Genomic DNA, 19,829 nt, shown 5'->3' with positions numbered 1-19,829 from the left:
AGTTTGTGAGCCCACAAATACCATTCTTTTTCAGCATTACAGCTCGTCAAAAGCCTCAATAGCCTCTGACAACTTCTTAACGCCGTGGATTTGCATCCCCGGAATGCCACCTTTTGGCATATTAGCAGCCGGGACAATTGCCTTTTTGAAGCCGTGCTTAAATGCCTCGTTCAAACGCTCTTGGCCACTAGGTACCGGACGAATCTCGCCAGCTAAACCAACTTCGCCAAATACCACCACATCTTTTGGCAACGGACGATCGCGAAAGCTTGATAGTAACGCCATCACTAAAGCAAGATCCGCACTGGTTTCTGTTACCTTAACGCCGCCGACTACATTCACAAACACGTCTTGATCGGCCATTTGCAGACCACCGTGCTTATGCAGTACGGCTAATAATAAGGAGAGACGATTCTGCTCCAAACCAACCGCTACGCGACGAGGGTTTGCCAATTGCGAGTAGTCCACCAGCGCTTGAATCTCTACTAATAGAGGACGTGTACCTTCCCACACAACCATGACCGAAGATCCTGACGTCTCTTCTTCGCCACGAGAAAGGAAAATCGCCGATGGGTTACTTACTTCTTTCAGTCCCTGCCCCGTCATCGCAAACACGCCTAATTCATTTACCGCACCAAAACGGTTTTTGTGGCTGCGCAGTGTACGGAAACGACTATCTGTTCCGCCATCAAGCAAGACAGAACAGTCAATAATGTGCTCAAGGACTTTAGGGCCGGCAAGAGTACCATCTTTCGTTACGTGACCAACAATAAATACCGCAACATTGTTCTGTTTTGCGTATCGCGTCAGTGCCGTCGCAGATTCTCGCACCTGAGCAACACTGCCCGGTGACGATTGAACATCAGAAACGTGCATAACCTGAATCGAGTCAATCACCATAATTCTGGGCTGCTCTTTCTCTGCAATTTGGCAAATTTTATCGACGTTGGTTTCTGATAGCATCTTCAGGTGCTCTTTTGGCAGACCAAGACGAGACGCGCGCATCGCAACCTGTTGAAGCGATTCCTCACCCGTAACGTAAAGTGTCGGCATCAGCCCTGATAACGTACACATAGTTTGAAGAAGCAACGTCGACTTACCCGCGCCAGGGTTACCACCTATCAGAATCGCCGCGCCAGGTACGACACCACCACCAAGCACACGATCGAGCTCTTTAAAACCACTAGTGAATCTCGGCACTTCTTGCAGATCGATTTCAGATAAGGTTTGGACTTTCGATTCTGTCGCCGAACCAGCATAACCGCTTAAGCGTTCATTGCGAGCAACGGTTGGCGAAGCAGCAATGCGCACCTCTGTGATCGTATTCCATGCACCACACGCATTACATTGTCCCTGCCAACGTGGAAAATCCGCGCCACAATCATTACAAACATACGCTCGTTTTGCTTTCGCCATGATGCCTCGATTTTTTCTACAAATGTGACCAAGCACAGCCAAGTCAGATCTAATCTGAAATGAACTATTGATATACTTAAGTTTTACTTTACTTAGTCGATACAAATTAAAGTAACGACATACTCTAACAGAAATAATGCAGCAATCTGAAATTCTCTCGCTCGCTGAAAGACTCATTCCCGTTTATGGTTCTGAAGACTTTGATTTTGTCCTTGGTCAATTGACCGAGGAAGAGCCGCCGTCGGCCAAAATCTTAGTGAAGATGGAACTGAACCGTCTTATGGCACCATGTAAGAAGAGCATTGATTTACGTGGTCGCGTCAAAGGCGAATGTCGTGAATATGTTATAGATGGCATTTCGCATTGGTTGGACGATGTCGCTTTTAATGCTTATCACAAGAATATTAAAAAGTTTGGCACCTACACCGAAGGCATGTGGGAAGCATTGGTCAACACGCGCAATAACTTTCGTGTGATGAGCAAGCTCGCCACACAGGAAAAGTCTCATTCATTAACCGATCCTAAAAGCCCCTTTCTCGCAGAGCCGGTTCACCTCGGTTACGACTTAAAACGCCAAGAAAAGCGCTTGAAGGTTCAGTCGCAGGTAGAAATTCGCCGCGCCAAAGGGCAAATCCTTCATGGATTAAGCATCGATTTGTCGAGCTCTGGAGCGAAATTTAAAGTCCCGAGCGCATTTAAATACAACCTTGGTGAAATCATTCACGTTTCGTTTACCGAGTTTGCAGGCAAGTCGCAAGTCGCGGGCATCGAAAAGCCACTGTCGTATCGAGTATTGGCCGTGGACGATTGCTATGAAAATGATGCCGTGCGCTATCTACGAACCATTCGTCTAACGGAAACCAATGTCGTTGCGCGCGTCATCGACGAAGCATTAAACAGTGCCGCCAAACGCGCACGTCATGACAACCAAGATAAAATCATTCGTGCACGCACACGCGGTTATGAGCACATTGCACTCAAACACACGAGCAACTTACCACTGTTTTTTGATGGTAACGAACTCAAGCTAGCAATGCTGACACCAAACAACCAAAAGTTGTGGCAGTACTGGCACGATGAGAGAAATCAACAAGTCTTTGGCTCCTTGTTTAACAAGCAACGCGTCGCTTCTTTGATCAAACAAGGCGTGAAAGGCACCAGTAACGTTTTGTACTCGTTTACTCATGAACATGAAAACAAAACGTACTTCTACTCGATGCTTAGACCCGAAGCGACTCGCGAACAACGCCAGCTGTTTTGGCATTTAGGGGCTAAGCGAGAAAGTTGGCGTGCGTTTCGAATTTCTATTTTTGAGTTATCTGAGCAAGAGAAAGAAGATCTCGCACTATTCTCTCCAGAGTTAGCCGAAACCTCTCAGTCACTGACTCATATCGGCATTTTGCAAGAAATCGCTGACGAAAAGTCGGGGCAAGATTACCTATTAACAGAAAAGCCGCGTTTGCCAGCCAACACGTTAAATGCCTTTCGTCATCCTCGAAAAATCACTGGCAACCCTAAAGGTATCTATTTCGATGCTCAATCGCGCCGTAAAGAACCACGCTATCGATTCAAAACGCCGCTTGAACTCAGTTCGGGTGAGTTAAAAGCAGCAGGTTCAACCGTTGATATTTCTAAGCGAGGCTTGGGGATTCGTTTAGATGAGCCAACGATGTTACGCTCGGGACAAGAAGTGCAAGTTAACTTTCGTGAGTTACAACTTTACGATAAAAAGCTGCCTCTCATGGCCGTTCCATATCGCGTTATTCGAGTCAGCCCTGACGGTTGCAGCGTACAATTGGTTATTGATGAAAACAGCAAAACGATCCGTGTGATCGCTTTCTTCAACAGCATCATTGGACACAACCAAGATAAGCTGATCCCACAAAAAGAGATGTTACCAAGCAATGCATTACTGGAAAGACTGCACAGCGTTTTGCTATCAAGGACGTTAAGCACACCTATCTTTATCAGCAAAAGTACAGCGTCGGCACTAAAAACTCCGGTGGTTGGGGTGAACCTGCCGTTGCCAAAACACATTGAGCTGTTTGCACGCTTGGGTCACGACCAAAAATTCTCTTTAGAGCCAATTTTTAAAGGCCGCTCTAGCACGCTGATTGCAGAACCAATTAAGCGTGTCGACGGAGCACAAGCGAGACACCAAGACATCTACATTAGTGCGGCGAAAATCGGCAATAAGATCACTGCTATCGAATCCAAACTGCACCAAGAATTTAATAGCGTGAAAGAGCGAATTCAGTTCATCAAAAAAGCGCGCATGATGGGCGATTTCTATGTATTTCGAATGTCCACCGCACCCATTTTTGATCCTATGACGTCGCTGCTACGACAGGACTTGAGTGACCTTACTCAGTTTGGCGTTCATCAAGCCAGTAAACTAGAAAAGGAGCTGACGGCTTTGGTTGGCTACAGCGAGTTTGAAGACATAACCGAAGAAGTCGTCGTGCGACTTGAACTAACGGAATAAAAAACACCGCCAAAATAGGCGGTGTTTTTCTTTCTGATTCTATTAAGGCTTCGCTTTCCAACTGATTTTTTGCTGCTTCACGAGCGCACCAGACAAAATACAGAGCACCCCACCTAACCCAGCAAAACGCACCGAGGTTTGTGCTTGCGCTTCTACTTTAGGTTTCGCGTGGTAGGCAATACCAAGGCCTGCGGCGGACATCATCACTAAGTCGTTGGCACCATCACCAACGGCAACGGTATTATGCTGTTCAATTTCGTATTCATCCGCCAGTTCAACCAAAATATCGGACTTGGTTTGCGCAGATACCACGTCACCAATCACTTGCCCAGTTAACTTTCCGTCAATGATCTCAAGCTGATTTGAACGAGCGAAGTCCAGACCGACTTTCTCTTTGATGTAATCAGAGAAATACGTGAACCCACCAGATGCAATGGCGGTTTTCCAACCGAGCGCTTTAAAGGTCGCAATCAACGCTTCAAAGTCTGGCATGAATGGAAGCTCAGAACGCACTTGTTCTAAAATTGCTTTATCTGCGCCTTTTAGTTTACCAACCCGTTGACGCAAGCTTTGTTCAAAGTCCAACTCACCTTGCATCGCACGTTCAGTTACTTCGGCGACTTCTTCCCCTACTCCAGCCAGTTTGGCAATTTCATCAATACATTCAATTTGAATCGCTGTGGAATCCATATCGAACACCACTAAGCCAGGCGCAGAGAGATCCGGCACTTCATTCAGAGAAGCATAATCAATGTTGAGGCTTTTTAAGATGGTTTCGTGTTGAGATGTTAATTCGCCCGCCATCAATGCTACTTCATACTGACCGACTTTCCATGTTTCTAACACCGGGTTATAGAAACCAGTAAAGAAGTCGATATCTTCAAAGTGGCGAGGGGAAAGATATTCAGCAAAAACGACCCAATTCGCTTTCGCTTTATCTAACTGGGTAGCAAATCGAGTTTCGGGCAGTCGGTTTAAAAGTGTCGTATGTTTTCTGATAGGCAAGCTTTTTGACGCGTCCATGTATATAATCCCTTATGACTTTGCTAAAACGTTACCTCAACAAACTAAAAAGGCAAGTCTTTGTTTTGTTTTAAATGGATGAGTAAAGAGCATGAGTGAATCCTTGTTCTCAGTAAGGAATGCCCTGCGAATTCTGGCACTAATCCTACTGTGCGTGATGTTATTCATCACCATCAAAAACAGTGTTGTGATCAGTAAGGGCAACGAGAAGATTCAAGCGCAGCAGCTTGAAACACTCACCAAGGTTTTGATCTCGCAGGCATCTTTGTCTGCCAGCGAAATGATATTAACCAAAGACCAAGAGCGATTGCTCAAGCTGACCAACCAGCTCGCGCAAGACCGTTTGGTATTTGATGCCACGATTTATGACTCACAAGGTGTGCGATTAGCATCGAGTGACGAGGCGCTGTCTGTCCGTGAAGTCCTAGGATTAGATACCCCACTAGCCACCGCATCTATTGGTCGCCAGCAATTGGTCGAGCCTGTCCTAGCTGATGGTGCTGTGATTGGTTTTGTACGTGTGACGTTTGAGACAGGCCGAGTGACGGCGATTTCTGATCACCATTATCGTAAGAGTGATCGTTACATGTACATGATGGTCTTGATGAGTTTTGTGTGTGGCATGTTGTTTATTATGATTTTACGTAGACAGCCGATCCGCCGTAAAAAAGCCGAAAACTTGCTGCTGACCAAGTAATTCCAACAGCCAACTTCAAATAAAAAAACAGCCCGCTTTGAGCGGGCTGTTTTTTTAGTTCTTGAAAGCGAAGACGAATCTTTGTCGCTTATTCTGCGTCGCCTAGCAATACTGAATCTAACGCGATTAGCATCATGTCGTTAAATGTTGTTTGACGCTCGTCTGATGTGGTTTGCTCGCCAGTTTTGATATGGTCAGAAACCGTACAGATTGTCAGAGCTTTTGCGCCGTACTCTGCTGCTACGCCGTAAATACCCGCCGCTTCCATTTCAACACCAACAATGCCGTACTTGTCCATTACGTCGAACATTTCTGGATCTGGCGTGTAGAAAAGCTCCGCTGAGAATAGGTTGCCGACTTTCACATCAATACCACGTGCTTTTGCTGCATCTTCTGCTGCACGAACCATTTTGTAGTCTGCGATAGCCGCAAAGTCATGGCCTTTAAAGCGAATGCGGTTTACTTTTGAATCCGTGCACGCGCCCATGCCGATCACAACATCACGTACTTTGATGTCTTCATTCACCGCACCGCAGCTACCGACACGGATGATTTTCTTCACACCGAAGTCTTTGATTAACTCAGTCGCGTAAATCGAACATGATGGGATACCCATACCGTGGCCCATCACAGAGATTTTACGGCCTTTGTAAGTGCCTGTGTAACCGAACATATTGCGCACATCACACACTTGAACAACATCTTCAAGGAAGGTTTCTGCGATGTATTTTGCACGTAGCGGGTCACCTGGCATCAGTACTACGTCTGCGAATGCACCCATTTCAGCATTGATATGTGGAGTTGCCATTTTTCTTTTCCTTAACCTTTCTCTAGCGCTCCGCGCTTAAGGCGATGTAAGCCAGAGTATTCTCATTTCCGACAAGCAGTACTTGCATACTGCAAACATAAAACTAGGAGCACTCAGCTCCTAGTTTTTAATATCCTAATTATAGGAAATTCTTACCGTAATCCATTGGAGAAGTACCGAAGTAGCTCGCCAATGTTTGGCCGATATCTGCGAATGTTTCGCGACGGCCAAGAGAGCCAGCTGGCACTTTTTGACCGTAAACCAATACTGGAATGTGCTCACGAGTATGGTCAGTACCTGGCCATGTTGGGTCACAACCGTGGTCAGCCGTTAGGATTAGCACGTCATCTTCACCCATCAGTTCGAGCACTTCGTTGATGCGACCATCAAAGTACTCAAGCGCCGCAGCGTAACCCGCTACATCACGGCGGTGGCCGTAAGCGGAGTCGAAATCAACAAAGTTAGTGAATACGATGGTGTTATCACCCGCTTCTTTGATTTGCTCTAGCGTTGCTTCGAACAATGCAGGAATACCTGTCGCTTTCACTTTCTTGGTGATACCGCAGTTTGCGTAGATGTCTGCAATCTTACCGATAGAAACCACATTGCCTTGTTTCTCTTCGACTAACTTTTGTAGAACCGTTGCTGATGGTGGCTCTACAGATAGGTCACGACGGTTACCCGTACGCTCAAATTGACCTTTACCAGGACCGATGAATGGACGCGCGATTACACGGCCGATGTTGTAATCTTCTAGTTCTTCACGAGCAATTTGGCAAAGCTCTAGTAGACGATCTAGACCGAATGTCTCTTCGTGACATGCGATTTGGAATACAGAGTCCGCAGAAGTGTAGAAGATTGGTTGGCCAGTCTTCATGTGTTCTTCACCAAGGTCATCAAGAACTTGAGTACCAGATGCGTGGCAGTTACCTAGGAAGCCATCTAGACCTGCACGCTCAAGAATGCGGTCAGTCAACTCTTTAGGGAAGCTGTTTGCTTTATCTGTGAAGTAGCCCCAGTCAAACAGAACCGGTACGCCAGCAATTTCCCAGTGACCAGACGGAGTGTCTTTACCAGAAGAAAGCTCAGCAGCGTGACCGTAAGCACCGATGATTTCTGCATCAGCGTCTAGGCCAGGAGCAAAGCGACCTGTTGATTCTTTGTGTGCCATCGCCAAACCAAGCTTAGATAGGTTTGGAAGGCGAAGTGCGCCTTGACGTTTGTCGTTATCTGCTAAGCCTTTTTCACACTGGTCAGCGATATGACCTAGAGTGTCTGAACCTACATCACCAAATTCTTTTGCATCAGCAGTTGCACCGATACCGAATGAGTCTAGTACTAAAATAAATGCTCTTTTCATTGCTCTTTCCTTAGGCCCACTCGGCGAATTATTATGGTTGAGTAGGCCTTATGTAATTACTTAATCTTTTAGATGTCTTCTGCACGAATTTGACGGTAAACTTCTGGAGTTGGCGTGTATTCACCACCCACTTTGATTGCACTGCGTAGTGCTTTTGCCGCTTCTTCCCACTGCTCTTCACTGCGAGCGTGGATAACTGCTAGAGGTTTATCGCTATCAGCGACTTCACCCAATCGGATGAAGTTATCAAAACCTACCGCGTAGTCGATTTCATCAGTTGCAACACGGCGACCGCCACCCATAGAAACCACAGCCATGCCGATAGCACGCGTGTCCATTGCAGAGACAATACCTGTTTCTGTCGCGTAAACTGGCTTGATGATTTCTGCTTTTTCTAGGTAGTTGTCGTAGTTTTCTACGAAGTCAGCTGGACCGCCAAGACCCGCAACCATTTTGCCGAAGCAAGCTGCTGCTTTACCGTTGTCTAGCACTTCCATCAGTTTCGCGCGTGCGTCGTCTGTGTTCTCAGCCAGTTTGCCAAGCACGAGCATTTCAGCACATGATGCCATCGTCACTTCAAGTAGACGCGGGTTGCGGTATTCACCTGTTAGGAAACGAACCGCTTCACGAACTTCCACCGCGTTACCCGCAGAAGAAGCCAGTACTTGGTTCATGTCCGTAAGGATCGCCGTAGTCTTCGTGCCTGCACCATTTGCTACAGCAACGATAGATTTTGCTAGCTCTTCAGACGCTTCGTAAGTTGGCATAAATGCGCCAGAACCGACTTTTACGTCCATCACTAGAGATTCCAGACCCGCTGCCAATTTCTTAGACAGGATCGATGCCGTGATCAGTGAGATGTTGTCTACGGTAGCCGTGATATCACGAGTCGCGTACACGCGCTTATCTGCCGGAGCAAGATCGCCCGTTTGACCGATGATCGCCACACCCGCATCTTTGGTTACTTGACCAAAAACTTCGTTCGTTGGTGTGATGTTGTAGCCAGGAATCGCTTCAAGTTTATCTAGCGTGCCGCCTGTGTGGCCAAGGCCACGACCAGAGATCATAGGTACGAAACCGCCACATGCTGCCACCATAGGGCCAAGCATCAGAGATGTTACGTCACCCACACCACCGGTTGAGTGTTTGTCGACAATTGGACCACCGAAGTTCATGTGGCTCCAGTCGATTACCATGCCTGAGTCACGCATTGCACACGTTAGGGCGATGCGCTCATCCATGGTCATTTCATTAAAGAAAATCGTCATAGCAAACGCCGCAATCTGACCTTCAGATACCGTGTTGTTCGCTACGCCTTGAATAAAGAAGTTGATTTCGTCGGCTGTTAGGACTTCGCCGTCACGTTTTTTACGAATGATTTCTTGTGGTAAATACATTAGTGCCTCCCAAGCTCTTTTGAGCCATGGTTGTAGTAGGATAGAAGAGGTTTGGTAGCACCCGTTTAGGTGCTACCGTTCAGACGTATTATTGGAATTAGTACGCTGTTGGATCAGCGACGTCGTCCGACACTTCTAATGTATTTAGTAGGTTGGTTAGCAGGCTAGACGCACCAAAACGGTAGTGACGAGCATCAACCCAGTTGTCACCTAGGATTTCGTCAGCCATTGCTAGGTATGCCGCTGCGTCTTCAGCAGTGCGCACACCACCTGCTGGTTTGAAACCAACAGTTTCTGCAACACCCATGTCGCGAATAACTTCAAGCATCATGCGAGCGTATTCTGGTGTTGCGTTTACTGGCACTTTACCAGTTGAAGTTTTAATGAAGTCAGCACCTGCTTCAATACAGATTTGAGATGCTTTCTTGATTAGTGCTTCTTCTTTTAGTTCACCAGTTTCGATGATCACTTTAAGAAGAATGTCACCACAAGCTTCTTTACATTGCTTAACTAGTTCGAAGCCTACTTTCTCATCACCCGCCATTAGCGCGCGGTATGGGAAAACTACGTCAACTTCGTCTGCACCGTAAGCAACAGCCGCTTTTGTTTCAGCAACAGCGATGTCGATATCGTCGTTACCGTGTGGGAAGTTCGTTACTGTTGCAATGCGAACTTCTGGCGTACCTTGCTCACGAAGTGTCTTCTTAGCAATAGGAATAAAGCGAGGGTAAATACAGATTGCAGCTGTGTTGCCTACTGCTGTTTTCGCGTCATGACATAGTGAGATCACTTTTGCATCAGTGTCATCATCATTCAGCGTAGTTAGGTCCATAAGTTTTAGTGCACGTAGCGCTGCTGCTTTTAAATCGCTCATTTCTATCTCCGATCAATATTCAAAAAATTCACTACTCAGCCTCACATCACTTCTCTAACTATAATCAACAAGTCGAGATAGTGTGAGAAATTGGCTAAACAGTCTATTTATGAACGGACTTGGTTCCCTGAAGACTCGGCATATACAGCGAAAAATTCATATGCCAATTGCTATCCTTGTCACCGCACAGTACCAGTTTGGCCTATGGCACAACAATCTATGATTGCGGTGTCTTTAATATCACATCACACAGCGAAACGCCTATTAGATCTGATATTGCAGGGCAATTCATTTGCCCATCGAGTATGTAATATTCACTCTATGATTAAGTGGTTATCGTAACCATGATCTCGTGATTACTACATTATAGATATTCACCGCAAAACTGTAGCACCAAATAGAGCGCAAACGGTTTGTATCTCAAAATTTCCAAGCCGCTATTCCATTCGCTGCGTAAACCAATGTCTTGGGTTTACTCAGCGTAAAAATTTTGGTCCTGAAAAACGAAAAATGCCCCGCAGCAATCTCTTGCTACAGGGCATGGTTTAAAACGGCGTCTATATATTAAGAACCGATTCTAATTAAAATGCTGCAAGGCTTAGGCAGAAGCCTGCAATTGTCGCTGCCATAAGGTTAGACAACGTACCTGCAAGAACTGCTTTGATACCCATGCGAGCAATATCTGAACGACGGTTTGGTGCAAGGCTACCTAGACCACCAAGTAGGATCGCGATAGAAGAAAGGTTCGCGAAGCCACATAGTGCGAATGAGATGATAGCTGTTGTCTTCTCAGACATTACTTCACCAGTTGCTGCTACTACTTGAGCGCTGTCACCTAGGTAAGGTGTGAAGTTCAAGTAAGCAACGAATTCGTTGATAACTAGTTTCTGACCGATGAATGAACCAGCAACAACTGCTTCGTTCCATGGAACACCGATTAGGAATGCTAGTGGAGAGAATGCGTAACCTAGGATTAGTTCTAGAGTTAGCTCAGGCATGCCGAACCAACCACCGATGCCACCTAGCATACCGTTAACTAGAGCAATCAGACCAACGAATGCGATTAGCATTGCACCTACGTTTAGCGCAAGTTGTAGACCAGAAGCCGCACCGCCCGCTGCTGCGTCGATTACGTTAGCTGGTTTGTCGTCGCCACCGTCCATTGCTTCTTCGATATCTTCGTGAGGCTGATCAGTCTCTGGGTGAAGAATCTTAGCGAACAGTAGACCACCTGGTGCCGCCATGAATGATGCTGCTACTAGGTACTCTAGAGGAACACCCATAGATGCGTAACCTGCTAGTACACCACCAGCTACAGAAGCTAGACCACCACACATTACCGCGAATAGCTCAGATTGAGTCATTTTTGGAACGAATGGACGAACTACTAGAGGTGCTTCAGTTTGACCTACGAAGATGTTAGCTGCTGCTGACATTGATTCCGCACGAGAAGTACCAAGCGCTTTTTGAAGTGCACCACCAAGAATCTTGATAACCCACTGCATTACGCCAACGTAGTAAAGAACTGAAATCAGTGCTGAGAAGAAGATCAGTGTAGGAAGAACACGGAAAGCGAAGATGAAACCGCCGCCGCCGAATACTTCGAACATCTTGTCAGAAACAAGACCACCGAATAGGAACGATGAACCATTGTTACCGTAGTTGATAACGTTAGAAACACCAGTAGAGAAACCGTTTAGTAGATCACGGCCCCAAGGTACATAAAGTACGAATGCACCTAATGCGAATTGGATAGCGAATGCGCCACCCACAGTTCTTAGATTGATAGCTTTACGGTTATTAGAAAATGCAAATGCAATAGCAAGAAGCACTACCATACCGACTAGGCTCATAAACAGGCTCATAGTTTATGACTTCCTTATAAGTTATTTATTGGCGTGTTACAAAATGGAGCTATAAAGCGGGGGCAATTATACTCACGCAGAATCAATTAAAGTAATGCCACCCTCACACTTTCTTATAAGATTCATCATTGATTCACCCACCTTTGTGAGTTATCTCACAATAAGCAGGGAAACGTTTTCTATTTCAGACTACATCTTTAGATTTTATTCACAGATAGAGAAAGCAAAATTGCTATTTTCCCACAGCTGAGTGGCAATCGATTGCTTTCGCACACTATGCAACTCTGCGAGCTCATTGAATACATGAATGAGTTTGGCAGGGTGATTCGGCTCCCCTTGATAACCAAGTATAGGCATATCTGGAGCATCTGTTTCTATAACCAGATTTTCGAGTGGTAATCTTTGAATTGCGTCGCGAGTTTTATGGGCTCTCGGATAGGTAATGGTTCCACCAACACCGATGAAAAAACCTAATCTGACCCACTCCATTCCCTGCTGATAACTACCAGCAAACGCGTGCAAAACGCCACCACGAGGTAACTTCGCCGCTTTGACCATTTGAATGAGTCGATTGTGTGCTTTCCGGCTGTGCAAAATGACAGGAAGATTGAAACGCCTTGCCAGCTCAAATTGAGTTTCAAGCGCCCTTTCTTGTAGCTCAGGATCTACGTTAACTGCAAAGTCTAGTCCGCACTCTCCGATTGCCACACACTGTGGCGATTTTTGGTTGAGATAGCGTTCTAGTTCTGAAAGGTGTTGCTCAACGTTATCTTCTAGAAAATACGGATGAAAACCGAGCGCGTAATACAAATTGGCGTGTTGCTCTGCCAACGTTTGAATACGAGCCCAATTTTGCGGGCCGACGGAAGGAATCAGAATTCTTGCGACGCCTTGCGTTTGAGCAAGCTCAAGTTGATGCGCAAAGTCATCTTGAAACACATCAAAATCAAAGTGGCAGTGCGTATCAAAGAACTTCATCTTGAGACTTTTTATCGACGCCAGCAGACGGAGAGTCAGAAAAAGACAGAGCTTCGCCCTTCTCTTCGTTTTGATGGGCAGGATCTTTTCGATAAGGGACGCAGCTGCGTTTTTGATCGGGCGTTAATCCCATTTGTTTGCACCAATCGTCGTAACGCTTTAACCCACGTTTGAACCAGTTCATTTTTCTTCCTTATATAAAAACGCCCTTGACTAAGTCTATAGCCAAGGGCGATTTAAAATCTAGTTGCTTTAACGCGGCGGTTGATTAGTGCTCTCGAGTCGCACGGAATTCAACGTCTGGGAAGCGTTCTTTTGCAAGGTTCAAGTTAACCATAGTTGGGGCAATGTACGTTAGGTTGTCACCACCATCCAATGCTAAGTTCGCTTGGTTCTTACGCTGGAACTCATCCAGTTTCTTCGCATCGCCACACTCAACCCAACGAGCTGTCGCTACGTTAACGCCTTCGTAGATTGCTTCAACGTTGTATTCTGACTTCAAGCGAGCCACAACCACGTCAAACTGAAGCACACCTACCGCACCAACGATCAGATCGTTGTTTTGCAGTGGACGGAATACCTGTACCGCACCTTCTTCAGAAAGCTGAACCAAGCCTTTTAGTAGCTGCTTCTGCTTCAATGGATCTTTCAAACGAATACGACGGAACAATTCAGGCGCAAAGTTTGGAATACCAGAGAACTTCAGTGACTCACCTTGCGTGAAAGTATCACCAATTTGGATAGTGCCGTGGTTATGCAGACCAATGATGTCACCCGCGTAAGCGTGTTCTGCTCGTGAACGGTCACCAGCCATGAAGGTTACCGCATCAGAGATACTTACTTGTTTGCCTAGACGAACGTGGTTCATCTTCATACCTTGAGTGTAAGTACCCGATACGATACGCATGAATGCGATACGGTCACGATGTTTAGGGTCCATGTTTGCTTGGATCTTGAATACGAAGCCAGAGAACTTATCTTCTGTCGCTTCAACATCACGCTCAACCGCTTGACGCGTTTTCGGCGCTGGCGCCCATTCAGTCAGACCATCTAGCATATGGTCAACACCAAAGTTACCCAGTGCAGTACCGAAATAAACCGGTGTCAGTTCACCCGTTAGGAACAGTTCTTTATCAAACTCAGGACATGCCCCCATTACAAGCTCAAGCTCTTCACGAACGCTTGCCGCTAGGCTTTCACCAACTTTTTCATCAAGTTCTGGGTTATCCAGACCTTTGATGATACGAACTTCTTGAATTTCATGACCGTGGCCAGATTCATAAAGGATCGTTTCGTCACGGTGAATGTGGTAAACACCTTTAAATTCTTTACCACAGCCGATCGGCCAAGTGATCGGTGCACACATCATACCCAATTCGTTTTCTACTTCGTCCAATACTTCCATTGGATCACGAACGTCACGGTCAAGTTTGTTCATGAAAGTTACGATTGGCGTATCACGTAGACGTGTTACTTCCATTAGCTTACGAGTACGATCCTCGACACCTTTCGCCGCATCGATAACCATCAAACACGAGTCAACTGCCGTTAGAGTACGGTAAGTATCTTCCGAGAAGTCCTCGTGTCCTGGAGTATCAAGCAGGTTTACTAGGCAATCGTTGTACGGGAACTGCATCACAGAAGTGGTTACCGAGATACCACGTTCCTTTTCCATTTCCATCCAGTCAGATTTTGCGTGCTGTGCATTACCACGACCTTTTACAGTACCTGCTTTTTGGATCGCGTTTCCGAATAAAAGGACTTTTTCGGTAATGGTTGTTTTACCCGCATCCGGGTGAGAAATAATAGCGAACGTTCTACGTTTAGAAACTTCGCTTAGAAAAGGTGTATTTGACATGAAACTGGTCTTCTTTGATGTCTGAATGCCTGCTGAAAAGCAAACACGCTTTTTGTAGATTCAATTTTGCGCGGTATTCTCGCCTATTATTGCTTTAGGGGCAACTTCCCGAGTAGTGCGTCTAGTTAAAGAAGAGATAACTCATGATGATCGCGTCTTCTTTTCCATTGCCTGTTTTGGCTGGATAGTAATCATAACGACGATCCACTTCGTTAAAACCAGCTTGCTCATAAATATGAATCGCCGGACGGTTACTTTCTCTTACTTCTAGCCACGCGCTGTCTGCTTTGGCTTGCTCACAGTGATTCAGAAAAGCATCCAATAGCTTTTGACCGTAGCCTTTTCCTTGTAGAGCAGGGGCAACCGCAATATTGAGTAACGTCACTTCACCCACAATATTTTGTGCATAAAAGTAACCAACTACCGAGCCGTCTTCGACCATCACGTGATGGCATGCACCGCGACTCGACAAATCGCGCACTAACGACTCTGCCCATGGGTGAGAATGCGCTTGCTGTTCAATTTGCCAAACTTGCTCCACATGCTCACTGCATATTGGGAGAATTTCAATCGTCATGATTTAACCTATTAGGTCGAAATACCGCGCCATAATAGAGCTTGGTATGCGATCTTTTACAAACGTTACGAGTAAGAACAAATTTGCTGCCAAAGTGCGCGTTTTTGTTCATTGTTGCCATCAATGTCTTGCAATAACGGCGAGGTTAGCTGCTTAGCATTTTCCATGCTGTTACTTTCACAGCCTGCAAACCATACCCACTCCAACTGATGTTCACCAAGCATTGCAAGGCGCTCAGACTCGATATGCATGGCTTGTTCAAGCGTTAACTTCATACTTTTAAGTATCTTCTCGAACAGTATCGCTGTCTCATTCGTAGGACAGATGGGTGAGACCAGCAGAAGTTTGCAAGAACTTGGCAAATCTATAGTTGGCGGTTGATAGCCTGCCAACCTTTCTGGATGAATCAACTCCCACGAGGTGATTCCCATTTCGTGTAAATACTGTTTCTCGTTAATTGACATTTTTCGTCACCTGTTTGAACGAGGCAATCCTATCAAAAAGTCAGAGGTGTTATGAAGCTTTTCCAATCACTCTTTACTGTGATGATGGTAGCGACCATCAGTTTTTCCACATTTGCGAGCAGCAATAATGATGACTGGGAGCTGATCGCAACCAAGACCGTCAACTTCCAAACGGAGACAGACACCGTTACGCCAAATAGTCTGCTCAAAAACCGTAACTTCAGTAAAATCAAAATAAAGTGCATTCAAGGCACCGTCGATTTAAAAGACATCAAAGTCACCATGACCGACGGCAGCGAGAAAAAACTCACATCAATGGGCACGCTCACCAACGGAATGTCAACGCGAGCTTGGACACTACCAGGAGCGGAGGACGCGAAACTTAAGCACCTTGAAATGAAATACAGCAGTTGGGGAAACATGAAGCTCGACGTGTTGGGTGTCAGCAAAAAAGCAAAAGTCGAAATCTGGGGCAAAAAAAGAACCAAAAACGCTCAATAAACGTCATGCTTGTCGATTGACTGATGAAAAGCAAACAGCCCGCTATTTCAGCGGGCTGTTTCAATATTTAAAGCTCTGAGAACTCTGGCGCGTAATCAATACGTCCAGAACGTCCTGCACATTGGCCCTCGACGAGTTCAGCTACTCGAAACGCACCTTCAGGCACTTCCCAAGCGCATTCAAAGCCCATCTCTTCACCAGCTTCGAAACCTTGTCGTGCATAGTAGTTAGGTTCACCCAACACGACACAGACTGGATAACCGAAATCACGCAGAGATTCGAAACCTTCTTTAATGAGTTCAGCGCCAATGCCTTGACGGCGATAGTCCTCATGAACAGCCAATGGTGCAAGCCCTTGCCACGACAAATCTTCACCATTTAATGTAACTGGGCTAAATAAAGCATGGCCAATTACCTCACCTTCATCCGTACACGCCACCAGCGACAAGGTCAGCTTGCCGTTTTCACGTAAACGCATCACCAAGTTGGCTTCTGCATCGGTTGGAAACGCATGTTTCAATAGGCGGTCAATGGTCAGAATGTCCGCAGGGGCTTCAGTTCGAATAAGCATTCGCTACTCCGGGTTGTTGTGCAGGCTCTTGAACCCCTTTTTGGACAAAGTCAGCCAGTTGGTTCAGCGCTACTTGCATTGCTTTTGGTAACTGCTCTAAGTCGACACTGTCCATCAAGTTTTTCACTTCTAAGCCAAGCTCAGTGTCACCTTCAATTGAAAGGCGACGTTGGAAGAACAGTGTATCAGGGTCTTCTTTACGACCAGCAATCAGTACTAGGTCGTTTAGATTACCACTAAAACTCACATCTTCCTGAACTGGTTTTTCAGCGACGACTAATTTTTCATCTTGATAGCTGATGTACCATGCTAAGTTCAAGTCTTTAATCGCAACTTTTAACCACTTGTCTTCAAGGAATTCAAAGTCGCCATCTTCTAACGCTTCTTTGAATACCATTTTCAGCCCTTCAAGTAAGGCTTTTTGTTGAACTGTTTGTGGTAATAACTGGACTGGAGAACGCAAAATGTTGGCTGCGTTCTTTACTAGTTGACTGCGAATCTTGTTTAACACGTTCATTATCCGTTACTTTGTCATTAGGTCGCTCATATTACGCAATCGCACCACCGCGATACCTGTTATGTATCAATAAACTGTTTGTTTTCAGTTGGTGGTTTATTGTCCACTAACGTGTCGTTTTTTGACCTTACGTGTATTATTGATGCGAACAGCTTGATAAACGCTTTAATAACCGTATTTTCAAAGTTATAGTTATCCGAGCGTATCCTCGTGATATCAAGTCACAGAATAAAGCCGAGTCAACCACTTAAAAATGACTCACTATGCAGGCTTGAGAAGCACGGCGGCATGTTCGCCAGGGTAGCGCTTTTGATTACACGGACGAATTAATCTGGCTCATTGGAGATCGGTAATACCCTAATGCCTTCCCAGCAATTACAACATTGGTTTGCCACGCTAACCTCAAATAGCCCTTTCTTTTTTGCCATTCTTGATAAAAAACACAATTATCGAATGGTGAGTGACCGCTATTGTGATATTGCAGGCTTAAATCATGAAGAAATCATCGGGTTAAACGATTGCCAGGTGCTAGGTGAGCAGTTTTATAAGAAGCTGGCACCTTACTACCAACGCGCATTCAAAGGCGTGCATGTCGAAGCTGAAATTACCTTAGATGAAACCGATTTAGAGACCAGCCTTCACTTTAGTTTGTCACCAGTGTATGAAGGTAATGAGGTACGTTTCGTGGTGTTTCACGCCGTCGACACCTCCGAAAAGCAAATACTTGTCCGCTCTCTGGAAGAAGCCGAAAACAAATTTGCCAAGTTGACCCAACTATTGCCCGATGGCCTGCTGCTGATTGAAGATGACACCATCATCTCAGCAAACCCAGCCTCGGCTCGTTTGCTTGGGCTTAACTCCCCTCACGAGCTGCTCGGTGAAGAGCTCTCTCGCTTGTTCATCGACGAAAACACCAAAAAAGTTTTCAGTCACCGACTCAGCACGCTTATTTCGGACAAACCGTTTGTTTGCCTGACTAGCGCGCGTTGCGGATTTGAGCGCAGAGTCCAATTGCATGCGGACTCGACGGCAATTCTAGGCAGTGAATCTCAAATTATTCTTATCCAAGATGCGGATGACACACCAAAACACCTGTCGTCAGCCTCCAGTGAAGATTCTCATATCGACTCTTTAACCAAACTGTATAACCGATTTGGTTTCACCAAGCGCCTAGAACAACTGATCAAAAGCCAAACACCGCTATTGGTGTTTTACCTCGATATCGATAACTTTAAGAACATAAATGACTCGCTGGGTCATCACATCGGTGACAAAGTCATCCAAGAAGTTTCTGCGCGTTTAAAACGACTGCTACCAAACCAAGCGATCATCGGTCATCTTGGCGGTGATGAGTTCGGCATCATCCTTCCTGAGCCAGAAAACTCGCGCATGGCAGAAGTGTTATCAGATCGCATTATTTCTTTGATAAACCAACCTTTTGATCTGCACCACTTCAGTAAACGTCTTGCCTGCTCAATTGGTAGCGTCCGCTATCCGGAAGATGGGCAGGATGCTCGTATCTTGCTACAAAATGCCGATACCGCAATGTACGAAGCGAAAGATCGCGGGCGAAACCGTCTGATCAAATTCAATGACCAAATGAACAAAGAAGCGCGTATGCGTTTGTGGCTCGAAATCGAACTGCAAAAAGCCCTGCAGCAAAATGGTCTCGAAGTTTGGTATCAGCCCAAAGTGAACGCCCGTGATTTCAGTATCAATGGCGCAGAGGCTTTAGTACGTTGGAAACATCCGGTTGAGGGCTACATTAGCCCAGGATCATTTATTCCTGTGGCGGAACGAGCAGGTTTGATTGAGCATCTGGGTCGCGTGGTGATGCGTGATGTATTCAACACCGTAAAACGCTGGAAACAACAAGGCATTTTGCCGGGTCGCGTCGCGATCAACTTGTCTCCAGAACAGTTTGGCAACCCTCAGTTGATCGACTTTATGGAGAAGCTGCTGCGCACAACCGAACTTGATCCAAGTTGCATCACGTTTGAGCTCACGGAAAGCGCGGTGATGAGTGACAGCGAACATACGCTGCAAATGCTGAATGCGATTAAAAAGCTGGGCTTTGCTTTATCGATCGACGACTTTGGAACTGGGTATTCGTCACTGTCGTATTTAGCTCGTTTCCCGATTGATGAACTAAAAATCGACCGTGCGTTCATTAATGACATTGATGCCCTGCCAAAACAGGTGACCGTCATCGAGAACATCATCAACTTGGGCAAATCTTTGGAATTAACGGTCGTTGCAGAAGGCGTAGAAACGCATCAGCAAGCTACTTTGCTTTCCAACCTTCAATGCAACTCGATTCAAGGTTTTCATTTCTACCGACCTCAGCCAAAACATGAAATCGAAGAGTTGTTTGTGCAAAACCGCCGCCACAAAAACTGATCCCCCCTACTTCGTCAAATCAAACCTTTACCCCTACT

General features: G+C 45.9%; 18 protein-coding genes. 4 read left to right on the top strand and 14 right to left on the bottom strand.

All coding sequences use genetic code 11. The annotated features are described in order from the left end of the window. Nucleotides 1–36: 36 nt before the first annotated feature. Nucleotides 37–1,416, bottom strand: a complete 1,380-nt coding sequence (gene radA, locus BIW15_RS05220) for a DNA repair protein RadA (RefSeq protein WP_005456064.1) — start codon at nucleotides 1,414–1,416, stop codon at nucleotides 37–39. A 136-nt stretch (nucleotides 1,417–1,552) separates the two neighbouring features. On the opposite strand from radA, the gene BIW15_RS05215 reads away from it, so the two are divergent. Next, nucleotides 1,553–3,901 carry a PilZ domain-containing protein gene (locus BIW15_RS05215; protein ID WP_077280651.1) on the top strand — a complete coding sequence of 783 codons (2,349 nt, stop codon included), beginning with the start codon at nucleotides 1,553–1,555 and terminating at the stop codon, nucleotides 3,899–3,901. A 42-nt stretch (nucleotides 3,902–3,943) separates the two neighbouring features. Here the strand turns inward: BIW15_RS05215 and serB are convergent, their stop codons facing one another. Then, on the bottom strand, nucleotides 3,944–4,924 hold the full coding sequence (gene serB, locus BIW15_RS05210) for a phosphoserine phosphatase (RefSeq protein ID WP_077280650.1): 981 nt from the start codon (nucleotides 4,922–4,924) through the stop codon (nucleotides 3,944–3,946). A 91-nt stretch (nucleotides 4,925–5,015) separates the two neighbouring features. Between serB and BIW15_RS05205 the strand changes: the two genes are divergently transcribed. After that, entirely contained in the window at nucleotides 5,016–5,621 is a 606-nt protein-coding gene (locus tag BIW15_RS05205; protein ID WP_005481596.1) for a YtjB family periplasmic protein, read from the top strand. Between the two features lie 88 nt (nucleotides 5,622–5,709). Here BIW15_RS05205 and deoD read toward each other — a convergent pair whose 3' ends face one another. From deoD to BIW15_RS05155, 10 genes are all read right to left on the bottom strand, one after another. Next, nucleotides 5,710–6,429 carry a purine-nucleoside phosphorylase gene (gene deoD / locus BIW15_RS05200; protein WP_005456104.1) on the bottom strand — a complete coding sequence of 240 codons (720 nt, stop codon included), beginning with the start codon at nucleotides 6,427–6,429 and terminating at the stop codon, nucleotides 5,710–5,712. Between the two features lie 139 nt (nucleotides 6,430–6,568). After that, complete coding sequence (locus tag BIW15_RS05195) at nucleotides 6,569–7,789, bottom strand: phosphopentomutase (protein WP_005456086.1); 1,221 nt, start codon at nucleotides 7,787–7,789, stop codon at nucleotides 6,569–6,571. A 68-nt stretch (nucleotides 7,790–7,857) separates the two neighbouring features. Continuing rightward, nucleotides 7,858–9,186, bottom strand: a complete 1,329-nt coding sequence (gene deoA, locus BIW15_RS05190) for a thymidine phosphorylase (RefSeq protein ID WP_005494080.1) — start codon at nucleotides 9,184–9,186, stop codon at nucleotides 7,858–7,860. A 97-nt stretch (nucleotides 9,187–9,283) separates the two neighbouring features. Next, on the bottom strand, nucleotides 9,284–10,060 hold the full coding sequence (deoC, locus tag BIW15_RS05185; protein ID WP_005456105.1) for a deoxyribose-phosphate aldolase: 777 nt from the start codon (nucleotides 10,058–10,060) through the stop codon (nucleotides 9,284–9,286). A gap of 581 nt (nucleotides 10,061–10,641) precedes the next feature. After that, nucleotides 10,642–11,925 (bottom strand): NupC/NupG family nucleoside CNT transporter, encoded by a 1,284-nt coding sequence (locus BIW15_RS05180; protein ID WP_005456066.1) that lies wholly within the window; start codon nucleotides 11,923–11,925, stop codon nucleotides 10,642–10,644. A 204-nt stretch (nucleotides 11,926–12,129) separates the two neighbouring features. Then, nucleotides 12,130–12,903 carry a TatD family hydrolase gene (locus tag BIW15_RS05175; RefSeq protein WP_023584076.1) on the bottom strand — a complete coding sequence of 258 codons (774 nt, stop codon included), beginning with the start codon at nucleotides 12,901–12,903 and terminating at the stop codon, nucleotides 12,130–12,132. After that, nucleotides 12,890–13,087, bottom strand: a complete 198-nt coding sequence (locus tag BIW15_RS25050; RefSeq protein WP_005456108.1) for a DUF5363 family protein — start codon at nucleotides 13,085–13,087, stop codon at nucleotides 12,890–12,892. The genes BIW15_RS05175 and BIW15_RS25050 overlap by 14 nt, the downstream gene beginning before the upstream one ends. Nucleotides 13,088–13,171: 84 nt before the next feature. Beyond that, nucleotides 13,172–14,761 (bottom strand): peptide chain release factor 3, encoded by a 1,590-nt coding sequence (gene prfC / locus BIW15_RS05165; protein WP_005456063.1) that lies wholly within the window; start codon nucleotides 14,759–14,761, stop codon nucleotides 13,172–13,174. A gap of 121 nt (nucleotides 14,762–14,882) precedes the next feature. Continuing rightward, entirely contained in the window at nucleotides 14,883–15,338 is a 456-nt protein-coding gene (gene rimI, locus BIW15_RS05160; RefSeq protein ID WP_077280649.1) for a ribosomal protein S18-alanine N-acetyltransferase, read from the bottom strand. A 65-nt stretch (nucleotides 15,339–15,403) separates the two neighbouring features. Continuing rightward, nucleotides 15,404–15,802, bottom strand: coding sequence for a DNA polymerase III subunit psi (locus tag BIW15_RS05155; protein ID WP_025587961.1), 399 nt, complete (start codon nucleotides 15,800–15,802; stop codon nucleotides 15,404–15,406). A gap of 51 nt (nucleotides 15,803–15,853) precedes the next feature. On the opposite strand from BIW15_RS05155, the gene BIW15_RS05150 reads away from it, so the two are divergent. Further along, nucleotides 15,854–16,303 carry a hypothetical protein gene (locus tag BIW15_RS05150; protein WP_005456073.1) on the top strand — a complete coding sequence of 150 codons (450 nt, stop codon included), beginning with the start codon at nucleotides 15,854–15,856 and terminating at the stop codon, nucleotides 16,301–16,303. A gap of 67 nt (nucleotides 16,304–16,370) precedes the next feature. Here BIW15_RS05150 and BIW15_RS05145 read toward each other — a convergent pair whose 3' ends face one another. Both BIW15_RS05145 and BIW15_RS05140 read right to left on the bottom strand, forming a co-directional pair. Continuing rightward, nucleotides 16,371–16,874, bottom strand: coding sequence for a GNAT family N-acetyltransferase (locus BIW15_RS05145; protein ID WP_025508524.1), 504 nt, complete (start codon nucleotides 16,872–16,874; stop codon nucleotides 16,371–16,373). After that, nucleotides 16,858–17,385 carry an SCP2 domain-containing protein gene (locus BIW15_RS05140; protein ID WP_005490392.1) on the bottom strand — a complete coding sequence of 176 codons (528 nt, stop codon included), beginning with the start codon at nucleotides 17,383–17,385 and terminating at the stop codon, nucleotides 16,858–16,860. Before BIW15_RS05140 ends, BIW15_RS05145 begins: the two co-directional genes overlap by 17 nt. Nucleotides 17,386–17,751: 366 nt before the next feature. On the opposite strand from BIW15_RS05140, the gene BIW15_RS05130 reads away from it, so the two are divergent. Beyond that, complete coding sequence (locus BIW15_RS05130; protein WP_025505883.1) at nucleotides 17,752–19,791, top strand: bifunctional diguanylate cyclase/phosphodiesterase; 2,040 nt, start codon at nucleotides 17,752–17,754, stop codon at nucleotides 19,789–19,791. Nucleotides 19,792–19,829: the final 38 nt, after the last annotated feature.

Origin of the sequence: Vibrio sp. SALL6 (genome assembly GCF_002002385.1) — a bacterium.
In the GTDB taxonomy this organism is placed as follows: Bacteria; Pseudomonadota; Gammaproteobacteria; order Enterobacterales; family Vibrionaceae; genus Vibrio; species Vibrio parahaemolyticus.
The sequence above is the reverse complement of the archived record's forward strand: the minus strand, read 5'-3'. Positions and strand labels throughout refer to the sequence as shown.